Source organism: Streptomyces sp. BA2, assembly GCF_009769735.1.
In the GTDB taxonomy this organism is placed as follows: Bacteria; Actinomycetota; Actinomycetes; order Streptomycetales; family Streptomycetaceae; genus Streptomyces.
The window spans coordinates 5,745,465-5,766,562 of the sequence record NZ_WSRO01000002.1; the positions used below are offsets into that span (position 1 = coordinate 5,745,465).

Annotated in this window: 14 protein-coding genes; 11 read left to right on the top strand and 3 right to left on the bottom strand. The window is 68.8% G+C overall.

The window, feature by feature from the left end:
• The first annotated feature begins 73 nt into the window (after positions 1-73).
• The 3 genes from E5671_RS28775 (at position 74) to E5671_RS28785 (ending at position 2,239) form a co-directional block, all read left to right on the top strand.
• Entirely contained in the window at positions 74-913 is an 840-nt protein-coding gene (locus tag E5671_RS28775; protein ID WP_160506799.1) for a DUF4328 domain-containing protein, read from the top strand.
• 170 nt (positions 914-1,083) lie between these two features.
• Positions 1,084-1,590, top strand: coding sequence for a hypothetical protein (locus tag E5671_RS28780; protein WP_160506800.1), 507 nt, complete (start codon positions 1,084-1,086; stop codon positions 1,588-1,590).
• 61 nt (positions 1,591-1,651) lie between these two features.
• Positions 1,652-2,239 carry a hypothetical protein gene (locus tag E5671_RS28785; RefSeq protein ID WP_160510469.1) on the top strand — a complete coding sequence of 196 codons (588 nt, stop codon included), beginning with the start codon at positions 1,652-1,654 and terminating at the stop codon, positions 2,237-2,239.
• Between the two features lie 166 nt (positions 2,240-2,405).
• Here the strand turns inward: E5671_RS28785 and E5671_RS28790 are convergent, their stop codons facing one another.
• Both E5671_RS28790 and E5671_RS46445 read right to left on the bottom strand, forming a co-directional pair.
• Positions 2,406-3,770, bottom strand: a complete 1,365-nt coding sequence (locus E5671_RS28790; protein WP_160506801.1) for a hypothetical protein — start codon at positions 3,768-3,770, stop codon at positions 2,406-2,408.
• 144 nt (positions 3,771-3,914) lie between these two features.
• Complete coding sequence (locus E5671_RS46445) at positions 3,915-4,370, bottom strand: hypothetical protein (protein WP_237330259.1); 456 nt, start codon at positions 4,368-4,370, stop codon at positions 3,915-3,917.
• 338 nt (positions 4,371-4,708) lie between these two features.
• Between E5671_RS46445 and E5671_RS28800 the strand changes: the two genes are divergently transcribed.
• The 4 genes from E5671_RS28800 to E5671_RS28815 all read left to right on the top strand — a co-directional run bounded on the left by E5671_RS28800 (position 4,709) and on the right by E5671_RS28815 (position 13,775).
• A complete protein-coding gene (locus E5671_RS28800; RefSeq protein ID WP_336605870.1) occupies positions 4,709-11,509 on the top strand; it encodes a DNRLRE domain-containing protein in 6,801 nt (2,266 codons plus the stop codon).
• 67 nt (positions 11,510-11,576) lie between these two features.
• Positions 11,577-12,383, top strand: a complete 807-nt coding sequence (locus E5671_RS28805) for a DUF3396 domain-containing protein (protein WP_160506803.1) — start codon at positions 11,577-11,579, stop codon at positions 12,381-12,383.
• 282 nt (positions 12,384-12,665) lie between these two features.
• Positions 12,666-13,061 carry a hypothetical protein gene (locus tag E5671_RS28810; RefSeq protein ID WP_160510471.1) on the top strand — a complete coding sequence of 132 codons (396 nt, stop codon included), beginning with the start codon at positions 12,666-12,668 and terminating at the stop codon, positions 13,059-13,061.
• Between the two features lie 60 nt (positions 13,062-13,121).
• The gene (locus tag E5671_RS28815; RefSeq protein WP_160506804.1) at positions 13,122-13,775 is read left to right on the top strand and encodes a sigma-70 family RNA polymerase sigma factor; all 654 of its coding nucleotides are present in this window, start codon (positions 13,122-13,124) and stop codon (positions 13,773-13,775) included.
• A 132-nt stretch (positions 13,776-13,907) separates the two neighbouring features.
• Here the strand turns inward: E5671_RS28815 and E5671_RS28820 are convergent, their stop codons facing one another.
• Positions 13,908-16,703: an FG-GAP-like repeat-containing protein gene (locus E5671_RS28820; RefSeq protein WP_443032709.1), complete on the bottom strand. Its 2,796-nt coding sequence runs from the start codon at positions 16,701-16,703 to the stop codon at positions 13,908-13,910.
• Between the two features lie 220 nt (positions 16,704-16,923).
• Between E5671_RS28820 and E5671_RS28825 the strand changes: the two genes are divergently transcribed.
• From E5671_RS28825 to E5671_RS28840, 4 genes are all read left to right on the top strand, one after another.
• Complete coding sequence (locus E5671_RS28825; RefSeq protein WP_237330260.1) at positions 16,924-17,817, top strand: hypothetical protein; 894 nt, start codon at positions 16,924-16,926, stop codon at positions 17,815-17,817.
• Between the two features lie 99 nt (positions 17,818-17,916).
• Entirely contained in the window at positions 17,917-18,504 is a 588-nt protein-coding gene (locus tag E5671_RS28830; protein ID WP_160506806.1) for a sigma-70 family RNA polymerase sigma factor, read from the top strand.
• An 809-nt stretch (positions 18,505-19,313) separates the two neighbouring features.
• Complete coding sequence (locus E5671_RS28835) at positions 19,314-19,979, top strand: sigma-70 family RNA polymerase sigma factor (protein WP_160506807.1); 666 nt, start codon at positions 19,314-19,316, stop codon at positions 19,977-19,979.
• Positions 19,979-21,049 carry a hypothetical protein gene (locus E5671_RS28840; RefSeq protein WP_160506808.1) on the top strand — a complete coding sequence of 357 codons (1,071 nt, stop codon included), beginning with the start codon at positions 19,979-19,981 and terminating at the stop codon, positions 21,047-21,049. Before E5671_RS28835 ends, E5671_RS28840 begins: the two co-directional genes overlap by 1 nt.
• Positions 21,050-21,098 lie beyond the last annotated feature (49 nt).

A 21,098-nucleotide genomic window follows, 5' to 3' on the forward strand; every position in this document is an offset into this window, starting at 1 on the left:
GCCGTCGGCGCCCTGGGGAGGGACGCGGGCGGCCTCTGTCGTCCTGGATGAACCCGTGGGGGGTCGCTCAGCCATGCTGTGCACGGAATGTCAGTTCAATACGGCGACGACGTCGGACGGCCTCTGTGACATCTGCGTCACGGCGGCCGCGTACGCGCAGTCGGCGCCTCGGCCCGGGTACACGTCGAACGGGCGTCCCGCCTATCTCCGCTCGCCGGTCGGGCTCGCGCGGGCGACCGGCGCACTCCTTGGCGTCGTCATCGCCGCCGACCTGTACTCGCTGTGGGCGGGCACGGTCGTCCAGGACGTGATGGAGGACCTGCGGAGCGCTGAGTTCGGGGTGGGCTACGGGGCGGACCTTGTGCGGGAGGCCGAACGGGCCGACACGCTGTACGCCGTCTCCGGCTGGCTGCAGATGGCCGCGCTGGTCGCCACCTGCGTGGTCTTCCTCTGCTGGTTCCACCGCGTCCGCGTGAACGCCGAGGTGTTCGAGCCGTACATCCACACCAAGACGCGCGGCTGGACGGTGGGCGGCTGGTTCGTGCCGGTGGTGAACCTGTGGTTCCCGCGGCGGATCGCGCTGGACATCTGGGACGCGAGCGGTGACCGCTCGGTGGCCCTGGACCGGACGATGACCCTCGGCGACTCCTCGGCCCGCGCCACGCACCCGCTGATCAACGGCTGGTGGACGCTGTGGGTGGCGAGCCTCCTCGTCGGGCGGTGGGCGTCGACGGCGTACTGGGGCGCGGAGGAGGCCGACGAGATCGACGCGGCGATCTCCAGGCTGATGCTCGCGGACGTCCTGGACATCGCGGCCGCGGTGATGGCGATCCTGTTCGTACTCCGCCTGACGCGGATGCAGGACACGAAGGCGAGGACGGGCGAGCTGACGCTTCCGCAGCCTTCGGCCTGAGAGATCCACGCGGCCTGAGAGGCCCACTCGGCCGAGAGGTCCACGAGATCCGTTTTCGGCTTTCTGGTGGCGAACTTGCTTACATCTGTGGTGTATTCGGCCCAAAGCCGATCGCCATCGCAGCCGTCGAGCGCAGGTGAGCAGAGTCGAGTACACGGGGGGACGCGAGCATGGGCTACTGGGGTTATTACGTCGTGGGCAGGAGTGAGCGGCCACTTGTGGAGCTCTCGGCGGTGGCGGGAGTGCGGGACGAGCTCAGCCTCCTCGTGCAGCGGGACGACGGCTGGCAGGTGTGGGAGGTGCCGGGCGGCGACGGCACGCGCGACGTCGGCAACATGAACACCCTGGCCCTGGAGACGGGTTCGCCCGCCCTCTTCGGATACGTCATGGACAGCGACTGCGTGGTCGTCGAGGCCGCGGCCCCGGAGAGCGGCGTATGGACGACGTGCCTGGCCCGCGAGGCGATGGCCGGGTACATCGGCGACGACGGCCTGAGCCTCGACGACTACTTCCTGGAGCCGCGCGACGCGGCGGACCGGGCGGTGACGTGGGCGGCGGAGTCGGGCAGGACGGTGGGCCCCGCGCCGCTGCTCGACGTGCTGAACGCCGCCGCGGAACCGTCGGCTGAGGAGCTCTTCTTCCGCTTCCTCGACCGCCTCGGCGTAGTGCCGCAGTGACGTTCCCGCGCGCCCGCACGCAGTAGGGGACGTGCATGTTCCGCAACGGGAGGCGTACGACATGGGCGGCGCGAGTCTGGTCGAGCTGATTGCCGAGGCCGACGAGAGAGGTCTGGCGGCGAGCGGGCTCGCCTGCCTCGACCGGTGTGTGCCGCTCCTGGGCGGTGGTGACGAGGTGCTGCGCCCGCTGTGGGGGAGTCTCGCGGAGGGCGGGCCCTGGGACGTGGCGCTCGCCGAGGCCCGGGTGGCGCTCGGCGGCGCGGACGTCCTGGAGGACCCCTCCGCGGACGAGGCGAGCACTCTCGCCTACCGCATGCTCGGCGCCGTGCCCTCCCGGCGCTCCGCCGCCGAGCTCCGGGAATGGGCCGACGCCTGCTCCGTCGCCGCGCTTCAGGTCCACCGGCTGCTCGACACCGCGCCGGACGGAGGCGCCCGTACGTCGGCCCTGAGCGCGCGGCGCGCGGCCGGCACGGACGGCATGACCCCGCTGGTCGCCGCCGAGCTGAGGCGACAGGTGCGGATCCTGGAACTGCTCGCCAATCAGGGCGCGGGCGCGGGGGCGTTGCGGCAGGCGCTGGAGGTGTCGATCGAGGGGCGGCGGGTCCTGCGGGCTGTGGTCTCCCGCAGGGAGCGCGGCAGCCGGGTCTAGCTGACGGCGGCGGGTGGGGTCTGCTCTGCGGGAGCGGGTGGGGGCTGCTCTGCGGGAGCGGGCGGGCTTGGTCTGCAGAAAAGTCCCGGGGAAATCGGCGTGTCCGCGGGACTTTCCTGCAGTCTTCTCCTCGGTGCGTCAGCCGAGTTGGCGCGGCGGCCCCGGCCTACTTCGCCCCGAAGACCGCCGCCAGCGGCTGCTTCTTCTTGAAGACCGTGGACGGCGCCGTGACGTGTTCACCGCCGATGTACAGGCGGTCGCCCGCGAAGAGCATGCGGCGCTCCGTCGTGAACCTCGCCTCCATCTCGTACGTCGAGGACGGGTTCTGCTGGAGCTTCGTCTTCTTGTACGTCTTGGGGTCCAGAGCCCAGACGGCGCCGCCCGCCTCGTCGACCACGTCGGCCTCCTGGTACGCGATGACCTTGCCGTCGTCCGCGACGCCGATCGGGGTCAGCGGGCCGCCCTCGACCCCCTCGGCCCTGCCCGACGGCTTGCCGGTCCTCAGATCGAGGGCGACCAGGTCGTTCTCGGCCTCGGACGAGGGGCTGCCGGGCTCCGAAGTGCCCAGGAAGAGCGTGTCGTTGGTGACGGCGATCTGCCGGCAGCCCGAGACCTCGGTGGCGGGGCAGTCGAGTCTGTACTTCCCGTACTTGCCGCCCACGGTGCTGATCGTGCTCAGCAGCTTGCCCCGCGCCCCGCTGTCGTCGACCGTCAGGAACTCCGAGGCCCCGGAGGAGCCCTTCTTGGAGTCACCGCCGTCCGCCGCGACGACCAGCGGGTCCGTCGAGACGACGTGGGCGTACTCGGTGCCTGCCGGGAGTTCGTACGCCGACTTCACCGCGCGCGTGGCGGGGGCGATGGTCTGGAGCGTGAGCTGGGGAGTTTCGACCTCGCCGCAGTCGCGGAGCGCGATGAGCTTCTCGTCGCTGCCCGCGTAGCCCTCGACGGGGCACTTGTCGTCCGAGGGCTTCCACAGGGGCTCGCCGCTCACCTTCCAGCCCGCGTCGGCGCTGGTGCCCGCGGCGGCGACCGTGCCGCCGCCGATGGTCACCTCGTCGAACATCTGCGGGGAGCCGTACTCGTCGACGGCCTGCTTCTGCCAGAGCAACTTGCCCTTGTTCAGGTCGACGAGGCCGACCTCGGTACAGACGGAGGGGTCCTTGCGGCTGTCCTGGAAGAGGACGGCCACGAGGCCAGCCTCGGTGGGCTCCGGCGACGACCAGCAGATCTCACCGGCCAGGGGTATCTGCCACTCGGCCTTTGCGCCGTCGAGGGAGTACCCCACTATCTTCTTCAGGTCGGCCTTGACGAAGTTCTTGTCGGTCGTCCACATTCCCATGGCGCCCGACATCTCACCGACCTTCGCCATCGGCACCTGACCCAGCAACTTCGCCTCGACAGCGGACGATTCGGACCCGCCATCGGCCCCGCTCCCGCCTCTGCCCGAACCGCCGTCGTCGCTCTCGCCGCAGCCGCTGAGCAGGAGCGCGGCCGCGAGTAACGAGCCGAGGGCTGCCGCCTTGCGTGACATGTGAATCTCCTTGTGCGCATGGGAAATTGGTTCCGGTTGGTGATCCTTCCTTTTGGGTATGGGAATTACAACTCGGAATTCCTTATCCATGGTTCAGTTGAAATGTCCTCGAGGACATTGCGCGCGGAGATATCGGGCGGGGAATTACTCGGGGATACCGGCGGTGCAGATGGCCCGCCCGTACGAGCCGAACGCGGTGGCGCGCTGCTTGTGTTCGCCCCGGACCGCCAGGGCGCAGCTCGCCTCCCCGCCGTCCTTCCCGAGCTGGATGCTGACGGCCGGGTCCTTGCCGAGCGGCACGTGCACCGTCTTCCTCCACGGCAGCTCGACACGCGACTCGACGGTGGCGCCGCCGCCCGCGCTCCGCGCCAGGTACGAGACGTCGGCGTGGCCCGTACCGGTGATGCGGTAGGTCACTGCCGCCGTGGGGACGGCTTCCCGTTCCGGCTCGTCGCCGCCGAGGGAGGAGTACCCGGCGAACGCTGCGCAGAAGACGGCCAGGAGGACCATGACCACAGCCACCACGCGCCGGTTCGAGATCTCACCGACCGCTTTTGTCTCGACGGTGCTCTGGCCGTCGGTCTCGATCTCACCGTTCATTTTCCCACCCCATGAGTTTCCCCGCCGGTAGAAGCGAAGCCCTTCGAATTCGGTCGGTTATACAACACCGTCGCGGGCGTTCGCCAGGGTAGGAAGATACCGGACTTATCGTCTTTCGAATTGCTCGACTCCTTGCGATGGATCACCGATTGTCCGCAATGTCAGGGCGGTTGACGTGGCGTCGAACGACTGCGTAGAACTCTCGCCTGCTACTTGATCCATGCTTCTGCGCCGCTCTCGGAATTCCTCGAGCGGTAACTCGATCCTGCCCTCTTTCTGTTCGCGCGAACGAGCTGAGCGAATTTATGAAAGAAGGCTCCGGAAGGGTAGTCGACACGGTGAGAAATAGTTATCGAAGGCTGCTGGTCGGCCTCGTCGCATCGGCGGTGGTGGGCACTGTGCTGCCCCAAGCCGCCTTCGCGGAGGCGGAGGAGAGACCGGCGCCCGTGCGCGCGTCGGCTGCGGACGAAGGCGAGGGCCCACCGAAGGGGCCCAGGATTCCGCGCACCCCGCCCCGGAAGTACCCCACCAACTCCCCGGACCCCAAGGTCACTTACGGCAAGGGCGGAACCACCCTCGACGCCCCCACCGTGGTGCACGGCAACGGTCCCGAGCTGTCCTGGCCGAAGTACACCTCCGGCAAGGGCGCGGGCGACGACCTGGTCGGCTATCAGCTGCACCGCTCCACCCGCCCCGACTTCAAGGCGACCGGCGCCACGCTCGTGACCCCGCTCGGCAAGGGCATGACCTCCTACAGGGACACGACCACCGAGCCGACCCGCGCGGACAGCGCGACGGAGACCGCGCGCCGCTACTCGTACCGCCTCCTGGCCCAGACCAGGGACGGCCGCCTGCTCGCGTCGCCGGTGCGCCGCGTGGGTGTGCCCAAGGCCGGGCACACCTTACGGATCCTGCGGGCCGGCCACACGGACACCACGCTCTCCTCCGCCGAGCCGGGTGCGAACCTGGACGAGAAGTGGCTGAGCGTCGGAGCGGGCGACGGCAGGTACGGCACCACCCGCGCGGCCCTGAGGTTCCCGACCTCCGGCATCCCCAAGAAGGCGACCGTTCTCCAGGCCGAGCTGCGTCTCCGGGCGGCAGGGAAGACGGCCAAGGGCGCGCTCATCGAACTCAGCCCGCTGAAGCGCGAGTTCACCGAGAAGTCCGCCACGTGGGAGAAAGCGGGAGCCAAGACCCCGTGGAGCGCGGACGGCGGCGACGCATCGGCGGCCATCGCTGACACCACCGGCCGGAGCGGCGCGTACACCTGGGACGTCACCTCGCTCGCCCGGCAGTGGGCGAAGCGCCCGAGCACCAACAAGGGCGTGCTCCTGAGCGCCGCGGGTCAGGAGCCCACCCGCTTCCCGTCGAGCGAGGCGCCCGAAGTGGCGCAGCGCCCCCGACTCAGCGTCATCACCGCCGAACCCACCCCCTGGGACACGTACTACGCGCCGGACACGCCCACCCGCATGTCCGAGAACAACACCTACCCGGTGGACGTCACGATCACCAACACCACGACGACCGCCTGGCCGGCAGGCGAGCGTGAGCTGTCGTACAAGTGGTCCCTGCCGGACGGCACGGACGCCACCACGGCGGACAACCAGCTGAAGGCCGACGTCCCGGCCCTCGCCCCCGGCGCCACCGACACCGTCAAGGCGACGGTCAAGTCCCCGTACACGGCCGACGGCAACCGCCGCTCCGGCTACACGCTCACCTGGGACATCCGCAACAAGACCGACGGCAGCTGGCTCTCCCAGAAGCCGGGCATCGGCGGTCTGGAGCAGACCACCGCCGTCGAGGACCCGACCGCGGACCGCGTCGGCACGGAGAAGCACCACGCGTACACGGGCAAGAACACCGGCGCGGGCTCGACCCTGATGAGCAACCTCGGCTCGGGCAACGCGACATGGTCGTACAACGCCTTCACCAACCCCGGCCGCGGGATCAACACCTTCGCGCGCTTCACCTACAACGCGCAGGACACCTCCGACAGCCAGCTCGGCCACGGCTGGTCGGCGCAGGCGGCAGGGCCCCTGCGGCTCGGCTCGATGCTCGACTTCCACCCGGACGCGGACCCGGGCGAGGCGTACGTCATCGACGGCGACGGCACGCAGCACCTGTTCCGCAAGCAGGGTGACGGCAGCTGGAAGCCGTCGGCCGGCTACCACTACCGGCTCACCGCCAAGCCGGACGTCGCGAAGGTGTGCCAGACCGGCAGCAGTCCCGAGGTCCCGGACGCCTGGACCCTGACGCGTCCGGACGGCACCCGATTCGTGATCGGCTGCGACGGCTACCTCACCGCGGTCATCGACAAGAACGGCAACACCCAGACGTACGTCTACGAGGTGCGCGACTCAGGCAACCGCTGGGTGAAGTTCCTCAAGGAGATCAAGGACCCGGCGGGCCGCAGCTCACTGAAGCTCGACTACTACGGGGCCGGCGACGCGACGTTCGACTACATCGACGACAAGGGCGAGAAGGCCACGGGGACCGACCTGTGGAACCCGAGGATCTACGACCACCTGAAGTCCATGACGGACATCTCGGGCCGCAAGCTCTCCTTCCTCTACACGGAGAAGGGCCACCTCGGCCGCCTCACGGACGGCGACGGCGCGGCGCAGCCGAAGGTCTTCTCCTTCTCCTACGACACCGCGCAGGGGAACAAGAACACCAAGCTGACCAAGGTCACCGACCCGCGCGGTCACGCGACGGGTGTCGAGTACGCCGAAGGCCCCGACTCGATGGCGTCGACCAAGACGATCACGGACCGGCTGCGCTCCACGACGGGCTTCACGTACACGTCCGGGACGGACGGCGGCACCGAGGCCAAGGTCACCGATGCCGAGAAGCACACGACGACGTACGCGACGGACGCCCAGGACCGCCCCGTCAAGGTCACCAACGCCAAGTCCGAGCAGACGAAGATGACGTGGGACGCCGACCACAACGTCACGCTCCTGGAGGAGAACAACGGCGCGAAGACGGCGTACTGCTACGACGAGAAGACCGGCTACCCGCTCTGGGAGCGGTCGGCGGAGGAGAACAAGGACGGCGTCCCTTCGGAGGCGGAGTGCGCACCGGGCAAATCACCGACCCACTCGGTCCGCTACGAGTACAAGACCCGCGCGGACGGCTACTCGGCCGACCTGGTCAAGAAGACCTCGGCGGAAGGCCGTGTCTGGCAGTTCGGCCATGACGCGAAGGGCAACCTGAAGACGGTTACGGACCCGAAGGGTGCCGCCTCGTCCGAGGAGGGCGACTACACGACGTCGTACGAGTACGACGCCTACGGCCAGTTGACGCGGGCGATCGACGCCAACGGCAATCCGACGGCGTACAAGGACTTCGTCGCGGCGGGCTATCCGCGCACCACGACAGACGCCCTCGCAAAGTTCACGACGACGGAGTACGACGCACGCGGCCAGGTGACGGAGGTCGTCGACGCCCTGGGCAAGAAGACGACCCAGACGTACGACGCGTTCGGTCGCCCGCTGGTGTCGAAGGTGCCGAAGGACCAGACGGCCGGCGTGTACATCACGACACCGGCGCCCGAGTACGACGCCAATGACAACGTCACCAAATCGACGGCGCCCAACGGTGCCGTTTCCACCGCGAGTTACGACGACGCGGACCAGGTGGTATCGGCCACGGCGCCAAAGGACACGGACACGTCTGGCGAGCGGAAGACGGCGTACACGTACGACAGCGTCGGCAACCTCAAGACGACGACGGAGCCGAAGGGGACGGCGACACCGTCGAACCCCGACGACTTCGTCACGACGAACAACTACGACGAGATCTACCAGCTCGAATCGGTGGTCAACGCCAAGAAGGACAAGGTCAGTTATGTCTACGACGGGGTCGGCAACCCGGTCCGCGTCATAGACCCGAAGAAGAACGCGACCCCTTCTCCTGACGACTACACGACCAAGACCGACTACGACATGAACCACCGTGTCGTGGCGGTCGGGGACGCCGCGGGCCGCACGGTCAAGCAGTCGTACGACAAGGACTCCCTGACCGTCACGACGACGGACGCGGAGAACAACACGACCGTCAACCACTACGACGAGCGCGGCAAGCTCGCGGTGGTGGAGGCCCCGCACGAGGGCACGACGGTCCGTACGACGAAGTTCGGCTACGACGAGGTGGGCAACCAGATCAAGGTCTTCACGCCGAGAGGCGTGGCGACGGAGGACCAGCCCGACGATTTCGTCGCCGAGACGACGTACGACCCTCTGAACCGCCCCTCCCGCCAGATCCAGCCGTACGACCCGAAGGACCCGCGCTACAACAGGAAGGTCTGGTCGGAGACGACGTACGACGCCGTGGGCCGGGTGGAGAAGACGTCGATGCCGCCCTCGGAGGGCGAGACGACCCGGAACGACACCACGTACGGCTACTACGACAACGGCTGGGTGAAGACGTCGCGGGACGTGTGGGACATCCGCACGACGTACGACTACAACGCCCTGGGCCAGCAGACCGCGCGCCAACTGACGTCGGCGGGCGGCTCGACGAGCCGGACCATGCGGTGGGGCCACTACCCCGACGGCAAGCTCAAGTCGCGTGACGACGACGGCATTCCGCTGGGCAGCGCGGAGCTGGTCGCGTACGAGTCCCAGGCTCGCGCGGGCAAGGGGACGGAGTCGTCCCCGCACACCTGGAAGCTGAACATCGCGAAGGCGGGCAAGTACACGGCGTACGAGCAGTCCGGGAAGCAAGGGGCCTGGAAGAAGCTCGGCACAGCCACCTACAAGAAGGGCGAGAACGCCGACCTGAAGGCGGCCGCGGACACGGTGAAGCTGGTCCGCGACAACTCGGCGGAGAAGGCCGCGGACACGGAGCGCAAGCGCTTCGCGTACGCGTACGACGTCAACGGCAACCTCACGTCGATCGACGACACCTCGACCGGCACGAAGGTCGACGCGTACACGATGTCGTACACCGGCCTGAACCAGGTCGAGAAGGTGACGGAGGCGCTGGCGGGTCAGGAGAAGAAGGCCACCTCCTACACGTACGACGCGAACGGTCAGCCGGAGACGCTGAGCCACCCGGATCAGTACGCGAAGTACACCTACGACCTGCGCGAGTTGGTCAAGACAGCCACGGTGGGCAAGTCGGCGTCGGACGCCTCGCCGAAGGTCACGTCGTACGACTACACGTACCGGGGCGAGCGGAAGACGGAGACCAAGGCCAACAAGAACAAGGTCGACTACGCCTACTACCTGGACGGCGCGCTCAAGTCCCAGACGGAGAGGAAGCCCGACGGCACGACCCTCGTCTCCTCCCACAACTACGCCTATGACGCGAACGGCAACAAGGCGCAGGACGTGGCGAAGAAGATGAACGCCGACGACCACGCGAAGTACGTGTCGTCGACGACGGACTACACGTACGACCCGGCGGACCGCCTCGCGAAGTCTGCCCGTACCGGGGACGGCGCGGGCACGGAGACATACGTCCACGACGACAACGCGAACGTCATCTCGCAGACGGTCAAGGGCAAGACGACGACGTTCGGCTATGACCGCAACCGGTTGTTGAAGACGACGACGGGCGGCGCGTCGGCGTCACACATATACGACGCCTTCGGCCGCCAGGAGTCGGTGACAGCGGGCGGCAAGGTCATCGAACGCAACGCGTACGACGGCTTCGACCGCGTGAAGCAGCACGAGAAGGCGGACGCGTCGACGGGTGCCTTGAAGACGACGAAGTACGCGTACGACCCGCTGGACCGCACGTCGTCGCGGACGGACGCGGCAGGCAAGTCGACGGACTACACCTACCTCGGCATGTCGGGCGAGGTCCTGGGCGAGGAGGTCACCGGCAAGCTGACGAAGTCGTACCAGTACGGCCCGTGGGGCGAGCGCCTGTCCCAGGTCAAGCACGCCGCGGACGGCTCGGCGGGGGAGTCCACGTTCTACGGCTACAACAGCCACTCGGACGTCGAGACTCTGACCGACAAAGACGGCAACACGAAGGCAACGTACGGGTATTCGGCGTACGGGTCGGATGACAAGGCCGACTTCACCGGCATCGACAAGCCGGACGCGGGCGACCCGACGAAGGACGCGTACAACCCGTACCGCTTCAACTCAAAGCGGTGGGACGCGGCTTCGGCCACGTATGACATGGGGTTCCGGGATTACAGTCCGGGACTCAATCGGTTTACGACTCGGGATATGTACAACGGGGCTCTTGCGGATATGGGGCTCGGTGTGGACCCGCTCACTTCGAATCGATATGCATTTGCGGGTGGCAATCCCGTCGGCTTCGCGGAGCTTGATGGTCATAAGCCAATCGAATGCATCGAGGCTGGCGTTACGTGCAAGCTTTCGAGTGAGGGTTGGAAAGCATCCGCGTCCCCCAAAGCCAAGTCGGCGAAAGTCACCCGCAACGCTGGCACTTCAAACGTGTCGAGTGAGTGTGGCACGGCGGCGACCGCGAAAATGAGCGCTCACGATGCTGCTGTCTGCAGGAGTGGCGACGCAGTGCAGGAGTGGGCGAAGGCCAACAATGTCAGCGGCTACGCGACGGTCGACATCGGTTCAAGTGGAAGGTCCGCCAACGCCATTCCTGGAGCCAGCGGGAACAATGCTGTCAACACGGGATATGCGGACGTGATGTTCTGGGGGAGTGACGAGGTGTATGTCTGGGAAGTGAAGCCCAACAACGCTTATGGGAAGAATGACGGACCGAAGGACCTCGATCGCTACCTGGCCAACCTGAACAGACACTTCGAGGCCGTTGGTGATGATCGAGATGTGCTGGCGGGGCCTGCCGTACCTGCGAAGCAGTTCACCTCAAGGCAAGGGGCCGGTCGGGTGTGGTCTGGTGGCGAGGCTGGTATGAGGTACTACGGAATGGACAAGAAGCGACCCACTCCGAGCCCAACTCCGAACCCGCGTCCGGGGCCCACAGATATCGCCAAGCCTCGTTCGATGCCGTCTGCGGAGCCATCGCCGTCGGCAACCGGCATGTACGGCACCCCCCGTCCTGGTGCCCGTGGCTACGCTCCAGAGGGTGCGGCAGGGTCAGGGTTCGGACTGGCCGCAATGACCAGTTGGACGGCCCGGGCGCTTGGCAGCGCCTTCTCCGGTGGGCCGGCATGCATGCTGGGTGGCGCGTGCTGAGCTAGAGGACATTACCTGGTCGCGGCCGACAGGTCGGCCGCGACCAGGTAGTTCTAGGGAGTATTGGATGGACATGTACTTCGAGGTCTGTCTCGATCGTGAGAGCTCGGATCATGGGGAGGTGGTCTCTCGCTGGTTTCTTGAGTGTCGACAGCGGCTTTTCCGGGACCTCACTGCATCCGACGGGGCGTGGCTGGCCTCGCTGACCAAAATGGAGAACTCTCCGGCGGAGCGATTCGAGGGTCCCGCCGACAGGGAGCTCGCATTCATGAATCAGCTGGTCATGCCGCCCTACTGGGCGCAGCTGGGATTCCATGAGGGCGATCAGCAACTTGCCTGGATCAGAACCTCCGCTGCGAATGCCGTAGACGGGCACCGTTCGGTTTCTGCGTTCCTGAAGTGTGATGATTCTGGGATGCGAGACCCGGAATTCTGCTCACGGCTGGTCGAGAATCTGTCCGTGGCAGCTGACGGATCCAACCCGGCCTTCGGACGTGTGGAGTACGGATTCTATTCGGACCGAGCAAATCTCGACGTGGCCCTTCGCCGGAAGCCCAGGGAGTTCCTACCGACGAGCCGGAGTCTGCTCCGCGGTTATGGGTGGGTGACTATCTGTCCCGAGGAGTTGGTGAAGCGCCTTGGCGGGGTCCAATCACTTGAGAGTGGTGGAGCCTTCTTTCGCGTGATTCCACTCTCATCCGGAGGCGTCGTTCTCCAGGCATCGGAAACACTGTTCGGCTATTCCGATGAAGTAATGGATGCGGTGTTCAGATCCCTGGCGAAGGTGCTTCCAGTAGGGGCCCCCAGGCCGCATGTCGCGTTTCCGGACGTCCGTTTCACTCATCGGGATGCCAGCGAAATTCAAGGGGCCTGAGGTATGGGACGAGCGGCCGGGTGACGGGATGTCATCAGAATCGAGGACGGCCCGTCTTACCAGGAATGGCGTCCACCCGGTCGCGAGACGCGTGAGTGGGGCCAATGGTTGTACGGAGCAAGGCGGTTGACCCTGTGAGAAGGGGCACGCTGGGAGCCGTCACGGAAGAGCGGGGACTTCCGCTTGGTAGGGGGAGGGCGCGTCCTGCGCTCTCTCAGCCGCTGAGACGGAGGGGTGGGAGTTATGGACGGCGAGGGAAGACAGGCGCCGAGAGCCGGGGAGATGCGGGGGCAGGCTCGGGAGTTCGTGGCGCGTGTGACCGTGCGGAATCGGTTGCCGCTCGATTTCTCTGTCGCGAGCCTACGTGTGGTCGACTTCCTCATCGCAGGGCTGCGCAAGGGCGGCCGTGGGCGCGATGAGGTCGCCGGAGCGCTCTTCGGACTCGGCGCCTACGTCGGGGAAGTGCTCGTGCGTCGCGCCGGCGCCGTCTGGATCGATTTCGACAAATCCCAGCACGCCTACTTCGGACAATCTGTGGGTGTACGCATGCCGGACGGCCGGGTATGGAATCCACTGGGTAAAGTGGCCAATTGCTTTGAAGCCACCCCGGATTCTCCTGAGAAGTCCCTCCAGACTTTTTATCTAACCCTTCCCGGTCGTGCACGAAATGCGGCATGATTCTTGACGCTTTGGGGGCACGGGCACGGTGATCAGTGTCAACGGTGTTAAGAGGAGAGCGTGGGGCAGGGTGGGGAACATCGCCGTACGGCGGCCAGCGACGAGGAGTTGACGCGGGCGCTGGGGGGTGCCAGGGAGGGGGACGAGGCGGCTTTCGCTGTCGTCTATCGGTGCGTCCAGCCCGGACTTCTCGGGTACTTGCGTGGGCTCGTTCGCGAGGACGCCGAGGACGTGGCTTCCGAGGCGTGGTTGCAGATCGTCCGCGACCTGGGGCGGTTTCGCGGAGGCGGGGCCGACTTCCGCCGATGGACCGCAACCGTCGCCCGTCACCGAGCCATTGACCACCTCCGCCGCCAGAAGAGCAGGCCGCGCGCCTCCCTCCTGGAGTGGGACGCGTTCGCACTGCCGGCCGCCGATGACACGGCCGGTGAGGTCCTAGAGTCGATGACCACCGCGCGCGTCCTGGGACTTGTGGCCGGACTTCCGCCGGACCAGGGTGAGGCGGTGCTGTTGCGTGTCGTGGTGGGGCTCGATGGCCCGGCAGCCGCGCAGGTCCTCGGCAAGCGGCCGGGGGCGGTGCGGGCGGCCACGTATCGCGGACTGCGCGGTCTGGCACGGCAGTTGGCCTGCGAGGCGGAGCCTGCCTCCTTTCCCAGGCGGCGGTCCGTGGGCAGCGGGTACGCCATGCGTCGGGAGAGACGTGCGGTGTGTTGAAGCCCATACCGTCCCGGAGAGCCACATCAGTCCCGTCCACCACGTCGGCCCAGCGCCGTGCCGCCCCCCAACTCCGGGGAGCAGCACGGCGCGTAGGTACTGCTTCAGAACCGCTTCAGGAATCGCCCGCCGTTACGGCGTCAGCAGTTGCCCCAAGTGCGCCGCCGCCGGAGTGCCCAGCTGCGTACGGCCGTAGTAGATCCCTGTCGACGTCGAGACGCCCGATGAGCCGCTGTCCAGTTGGAGGATCGTGCCGTTGCCCTCGTCCTCGCCGTCCGCGCCGATCGCCAGGTCCGCGCGGCCGTAGCCCGACAGGTCCGTCAGGAGCACCGACGAGCCGAGGCGGTCCGCCGACTCCGTGGAGCCTGTGATGCCCTCCGTGTCCTGGGAGAACGCCTGGGCGCCCGTGCCCGTCAGGCCGGTGGAGCTGCCCTTCAGCAAGAGCGACGTGCCCGCGTCCTTCTTCGCCGCACCGGAGCGCGTGATGTCCTCGTTCGGGGCGCCCGTCAGGACGTCCGCGTAGCCGTCCAGGTTGAAGTCGCCCGCCGAGACCGACCAGCCCATCGCGTCGCCCGACTCCGCCGCTCCCGGGACTCCGGACGTGTCCTGGTGGATTGTCTTGAGGCCTGTTGTCGTGAAGCCTGTGGACGTGCCGGGGACGACCGTCACCTGACCGCCCGCGAAGGCGCCAGACTCCGCCGTGTACGGCTGGCCTATGACCAGGTCGTCGTAGCCGTTGCCGTTCACGTCGCCCACGGCGAGCGATCGGCCGCCCTTGACCGTCAGCGAACCGACTCTGCTCAGGCCTGACTTCGTGCCCTTGAACCACTGGACGCGGCCGACCCCCGACTGGTCGCGGTAGTTCAGGGCCACGTCCGCGTAGCCGTCGCGGTTGAAGTCGCCCGACGCGGCGTCGGCGTACGCGATCGCGGTGTCGCCCGATGTGAGCGTGCCGCCCACCTCGCTGCCCGCCTTGAAGCGTGCCGCCCAGGTGCCGCCCGTGCCGGTGGACGCCGCGAAGACGTCCGCCTTGCCGTCCGCGTTGAAGTCACCGACCGCCACCGCCGAGCCGAACTTGGCGCCCGGGTAGTGGAAGTCGTCCGCCAGTTGCATGTCCGTGCCGGTGGTGAAGTCCGGACCGTAGAGCATCGTGACCGCGCCGCGGTCCTTGTTCGTGGTGTCGTCCTCGCCGGGGGCGCCGATCGCCAGGTCGGCGTGTCCGTCGCCGTTGATGTCGCCCCACGCCGTGGCCGCGGCCCAGTTGTCGCCCGCCTCGGAGGCGCCGGGGACGCCGGGGCTGGACTGGGTGAGGGTCTTCTTGGAGCCGGCCACCGGGCCGTCCAGGCCGCCGGGGATCAGCGTCAGCGTGCCTACGCCGCCCGATGCCTTGGGCGTGCCCGCCACCAGGTCCGTGATGCCGTCACGGTTGAAGTCGGAGGTGGGGATCGCCGAGTTGCGGGCCGCGCTCGTCGCGTAGCGGCGGATCTCGGTGAGCTTGGGGTAGAGGTTCTTGCCGGGGCACGCCGTCGCGAAGCCGTCGCGGTGGCCCGAGATCGTGTTGAGGGAAGGGGTGTCGCCCTTCTTCCATACGCCCGTGTCGTCGGCCGCCGTCAGCGTGACCTTACCCTGCGGGTCGCCCCCGTACTGGCCGAGCTTCCAGGCCGCGACGCGGGAGGCGGACTCCAGCGCGGCGCGGGTCGGCTTGCCCGCCTTCTTGTACGTCTCGCCGGGCTTCGGGTTCTCGTTGCCCTCGAAATCGCCGAGGACCGCGACGCCCGCCGACTCGCCGTTGAAGCCGTACGTGTGCGCACCGCGCACCGGCAGATCGGTGCCGCCGCCGCGGCCCTCGAAGATCTGGCCGCACTTGTCCACGAGGAAGTTGTAGCCGAGGTCGTTCCAGCCCTCGGTCTCCACGTGGTACGCCATGAGGCCGCGGACCAGGGCCGGCGACTGGGCACAGCTGTAGTCGTTCGTGCCGGCCGTGTGGTGGACGAAGACCGCCTTGACCTTCTCTATGTACTCCGGCGGGTCCTCGACCTGGGACTCGTCCGCGCCCCACCCTGCCCTGCTGATCATGGGCGGCTTGGTCACGGTGGACGGCGGAGCTGTCGGAACCGGCGGAACCGTGGGCTCCGGGTCGGCGGAGGGGGAGCCCGTGGGGGTGGGGTCCGGTGTGGTCGGGTCCGGTGCGGTCGGCTCCGGCGAGGTGGGGGCATCCGTAGGCGCCTCCGTAGGTGCCTCCGTCGGCTCGGGCGACACGGGGGCGCTCGGCTCCGGCTCGGGCTCGGGTGTCGGCGGCACCGTCTCGTCGGCCGCGAACGCCACCGGTGCCATCGCCGAACCGTCGAGCGCCGGGTTCTTCGCCTCCTTGGACGTCACACCGGGGTCTACGAGGTTGACCTCAAGCCCCTTCGGCAGGGCGGCGGTTGATGTGCCGTCCGCCGCTACCACGCGGACCTCGACGCCGTCCGACGGGCCGACCCACAGCGGCTCGGACGCGGCCCGCATGCCCGCCTCCGCCTTCTCGGGCAGGTGCAGCTCCAGGTCCAGGTTCTGCCAGCCGGTCCACTTGTCGCTCTCGATGGAGCGGGTGCGGACCTGGGCCGTGCCCTCCAGCTCCTTCGTCACGCCGGTCCACGAGACGCCGAGCAGCGAGAACTGCTCGGTCGACGTGCGCGGCAGCTCCCTCTCCTTGGCGCCGTCGGCCTTGAGCGCGATGTCGTGCACGCTCACCGGGCGCTTGCCGCGTGAGACGTCACCCGGCTGATTCCCGTCCGAGGACTCCGCCATCGCGTACGTGACGGCCCCCGCGCCGCCAAGCACGACGGCCCCGATCGTCAGCCACGCCCTGCGCTTGAGACTCAGTGGTCTGTACGCGTGCGTGCTTCGCGCTGCTTCGCGCGGTTTGCGCGGGCTCAAATGCCCCACCCCTTAGCGGAATTGCCGACGGAATCGCCGGTTGACCCGGTTGATCCGATTGACCAAAGCGAGTGCGTACGACCGGCCGAAAGGTCAAACGGTTGTACGAGGGTGGGCGAAATGTGACGTGACGTATCCCGCACTGCTGGGGTGTGACATCTGGACAGAGCATTGCGCTGGGTCACCTGACAGGTGTGAACGAGGAGCGTGGGTGGGGACCGTGATTTCTGTGGTGAGGAAGAGACGCCTGTGGGTGCGGGGGATCGCCTGTTGCCTCGCGATGGGGGCGCTCGCGTCCTGCGGCGGTGCGCAGGGGAAGGTCTACGAGGGCCTTGTCGAGCGGACGCCGGCGGAGCCGTCGAAGCCCGCCGCCGAGGTGCGGGGCGAGCGGCTCGCGGGGGAGGCCATGGGGCTGCTCAAGACCACCGACTCCGTGCGCATCGGGGTCGAGATGAACACGCCCAAGGGGCACAAAGAGGTCTCCTTGCACATGGACCGCCGGAGCAACTGCACGGGCACCTTCGACTCGGGGCCCATGCAGAAGGGCGAGCTGGTGATGGTCGGTGGCGAGGGAGTCGATGGCGGGGAGGCCGGTGGCGGGGAGGGCGGTGGAGGGGAGGCCTACATACGCTTCTCGGACGAATCGCTCGATGCGATCCGCGACGCCGCCGTGGCACGCGGCCCGCAGATCGCGGCCACGGCCAAGGAGCGGACGGCGCTCGCTCGCGGCAAGTACATGAAGTTGCCGAAGGGGAGCGGGAGTTCTGGTGCGGGGTCGCCGACGAAGATGTGCGACCTCGACAAGGTGTTCGGCCAGCTGGGCGGCCCGGGGGCGGACACCGACATGAGCGGCGCCCGCGCCCTCCCGGACAGGCGGTGGCATGGAGAGAAGGTCACTCCGCTCGCCGCGACGGACGACGGGCACGACATGACGGTCTACCTGGCGACGGGCGACAAGCCGTACATCGTGGGCATGACGCAGACGCGGGGCGACGAGCAGATGGAGATGCGGATGTCGGACTTCGACAAGCCGGTCGCCGTGCACGCCCCCGACCCGTCCCTGGTCCTCGACATCGATGCGCTCGGCATGGGCGCCGGTGCCGGCTCGCTGTTCGAGGTCTGAGGCCGGTCCGGACCTGTGACATTTCCGTGGGCCCTGGCGCAGCTCAGCGTGGGGGCACGGACACGGTGAGCTGTGTCGCGTCGGTACGGATGGGAAAGCGTGGGTCGAGGAGGGGAGCCCCGTCGCGCACAGGTGCGGGACGAGGAGCTGGGCGCCGCGGTCGCGCGGGCACAGGAGGGCGACGAGGCGGCCTTCGCGGTCGCGTACCGACTGGTGCAGCCGGGTCTCGTGGGCTATCTGCGGGGCCTGGTCGGCTACGACGGTGAGACCGCGGAGGACATCGCGGCCGAGGCCTGGCTGGAGATCGCCCGCGATCTGGGGCGGTTCCGTGGGGACGGCGCGGGCTTCCGCGGCTGGACGGCGACCATCGCGCGCCACCGGGCCCTGGACCATCTGCGGCGCCAGAAGGTCAGGCCGCGGCCGTCCGCCCTCGAACAGGACATGCTCGATCTTCCCGGGCCGCACAGCACGTCGGACCAGGCGCTGGAGTCGATCTCCACGGGGGAGGCCATCGCGCTGATCGCCGGGCTGCCTCGCGATCAGGCGGAGGCGGTGTTGCTGCGGGTGGTCGTGGGCCTGGACGCGGCGGCGGCCGCGCGGGTGCTTGGCAAGCGGCCCGGGGCGGTACGGACTGCCGCGTACCGGGGGCTTCGGCGGCTTGCCCGGCAGTTGGGGGGTGCGGGGTGAGGGGGCCGGGGGTGGCTGCGACTGCCGGGGTCCTCGCCAGGGTCCTGGCGGAGGCGATTCGTGCCGAGCGGGTTGACGCGGAGGCTCAGCGCCGGGCTGTCGCAGCGTTCCGCTCGGCCCGCGAGGCCGCCGAGTCTCCCCCGCCGACCCGCCCCGACGATGATTGGCGCGGCTGAGGGGGCTGGGGGGGGAGGGGGGGCTCGCGTCGCACCTCGGCTGCAGGTGGGTGGGGGTTGGCCGCGCAGTTCCCCGCGCCCCTACCGGGCGCGCCCCGTCGTCTCTCGTCTGCACGTGCGTGGGGGCTGGTCGCGCAGTTCCCCGCGCCCCTGACGGGGGCGTCCCGTTGTTTTTTGTCTGCACGTGCGTCGTGGCTGGTCGCGCAGTTCCCCGCGCCCCTTCGGGGCGATCCTCGCCGGGGTCGTGCCCCGTCAGGGGCGCGGGGAACTGCGCGACCAGCCACGAAAGACCCGCGGACGAATGGCGGGCGGCGTGAAAGGCCAGGGGGCAAGGATCGAAGCTCCGGAGGGGGCCAAGCCGCGGGGGCGACTTCCCGTCAGGCCCCGCCAAGGTGAGCGGCCGGGGTCGCCACCCCCCACAGGAGAGACCCCGGCCGTCACGCGGACGGACCGCACGCGGCCCGTACTCCCTTCAGCGCCGCGCGTGCGTTTTCTGTCACACCGCGTACTGTCACGCGCTAGTTGCACGTTGTACCAAACATGGACGTGAGCCCACTTCAGCCCGTAGCGTGCTGCTTCGCGCCAGGCGGCGGGGTCAGGACCGCAACCGGTGTAGGCGCATAGGGAGAAGTTGTGCTGGGGGACGACGCGGAACTGACCGCCGCGGTGCTTGCGGCGCAGGACGGGGACGAGACCGCGTTCCGGACTGTGTACCGCTCCGTGCACCCGCGGCTGCTCGGCTACGTACGGACACTGGTCGGAGACCCGGACGCGGAGGACGTCGCGTCCGAGGCCTGGCTGCAGATAGCCCGTGACCTCGACCGGTTCAGCGGCGACGCGGACCGGTTCCGCGGCTGGGCCGCGCGCATAGCGCGCAACCGCGCGCTCGACCACATACGCATGCGAGGCCGCCGCCCGGCGATAGGCGGCGACGAGACCGAGCTCACCGGAAAGCCGGGCGACGCGGACACCGCGGACGAGGCGATGGAGTCGCTCGCCACCGGCGACGCCCTCGCCCTGATAGCCCAGCTCCCGCAGGACCAGGCGGAAGCGGTCGTGCTCCGGGTCGTCGTCGGCCTCGACGCCAAGAGCGCGGCCCAGACCCTCGGCAAGCGCCCCGGCGCGGTCCGCACCGCCGCACATCGCGGCCTGAAGCGGCTCGCGGAACTCCTCGGCGCCGACGGCCCGCCGAGTGAGGGCGCGCTGGACGCCGTACCGCCCCAGAGGGAGCGGCGCGGGCGTGCGGTGACGTCCGCCGGTGTGACGCATTCTCGTTCGCGGGCGCAGAAGGACATGTGATGGCCGACGAGGATTACAGGTGGCTGGACCGCGACGCGGCGGAGCGTTTGCTGAGCGGTGAGTCCATCGACGGCGCCGACGATCACGCACGGGAACAGGCCGCGCAGTTGGCCAAGGCCCTGGCCGCGCTGGCGGCCGATGAACGTGCCGGCTCCGTCGTACCCGCCGACGTTTCCTCCGAACTCCCTGGTGAGGCCGCCGCGCTCGCGGCGTTCCGGGAGGCCCGTGGCACCAAGGCCCGGGCGGCTTCTACGCGCGTGGGAGCGGGCGAAACCGTACGTATCGGGCGCTCGGCCGGGCCTCCGCGCCCCGCGCGCTGGGCCCGCCCCCTGCGCTACGGACTCGCCGCGGTGCTCGCGGGCTGCATGGTCGGCGGGGTCGCCGTCGCGGCCGGTACGGGCGTGCTGCCCTCGCCCTTCGGTGACCGGGACCAGCCGGGCCCCGCGGCTTCCGCGTCGTCCGTAGCGTCGCCCGAGCCGCTCGCGTCCCCGTCGGAGGGTGAGAGCGGCACCCCGGACGTGAAGCCCGACGATGTGACCACCACCCCGGAAGACCCCTCCCGCGAGCCCGGCAGCAGCGCGCCGCCGCAGGAGTCCGCGGCCCCCGACGGCGTGTCCAAGGGCACCCCGGGCAACACGCAGCCCGGCTCCGGCGACCCGCAGCGCGACGACGAGGCGAAGGACTGGCACCGCAGGGTCGTCTCCGCCTGCCGCGACTACCGCAGCGGAGAACTCCAGGGCGAGAAGAGGCGCCGCCTGGAGGAGGCAGCCAAGGGATCCCGGCGGGTGACCGAGTTCTGCGGTCGCGTCCTGGACGGATCGGGCAGCGACCGCGAGCACAACAACGGCGGCAGTGGCAGCGGTGGCAGTGACGGCGACGGCGACAAGGGCGGCGACAGCGACAAAGGCAACGGCGACAGCGACGGCGACGGATCATCCGGCGGCGGCAACGACCACTGGGGCAACGGCGGCAGCGGCCCGGTCCCTCCTGTCGTGACGCCCACGGCCTCGCGGCCTGCCCCCGCTCCCACCGCCTCGTACAGCGCGCAGCCCGTGCCGTCGGGCTCCTGACCTGCTCAAAAGCCCCGCTCGCAGCGGGTGTGACGTTTTTTGAAGCAGT

Bases quoted from the DNA above. Each gene is read 5' to 3' on its own strand.
- E5671_RS28775 (WP_160506799.1), top strand. From the start codon at position 74: ATGCTGTGCACGGAATGTCAGTTCAATACGGCGACGACGTCGGACGGC.
- E5671_RS28780 (WP_160506800.1), top strand. From the start codon at position 1,084: ATGGGCTACTGGGGTTATTACGTCGTGGGCAGGAGTGAGCGGCCACTT.
- E5671_RS28785 (WP_160510469.1), top strand. From the start codon at position 1,652: ATGGGCGGCGCGAGTCTGGTCGAGCTGATTGCCGAGGCCGACGAGAGA.
- E5671_RS28790 (WP_160506801.1), bottom strand. From the start codon at position 3,770: ATGTCACGCAAGGCGGCAGCCCTCGGCTCGTTACTCGCGGCCGCGCTC.
- E5671_RS46445 (WP_237330259.1), bottom strand. From the start codon at position 4,370: ATGAACGGTGAGATCGAGACCGACGGCCAGAGCACCGTCGAGACAAAA.
- E5671_RS28805 (WP_160506803.1), top strand. From the start codon at position 11,577: ATGGACATGTACTTCGAGGTCTGTCTCGATCGTGAGAGCTCGGATCAT.
- E5671_RS28810 (WP_160510471.1), top strand. From the start codon at position 12,666: ATGCGGGGGCAGGCTCGGGAGTTCGTGGCGCGTGTGACCGTGCGGAAT.
- E5671_RS28840 (WP_160506808.1), top strand. From the start codon at position 19,979: ATGGCCGACGAGGATTACAGGTGGCTGGACCGCGACGCGGCGGAGCGT.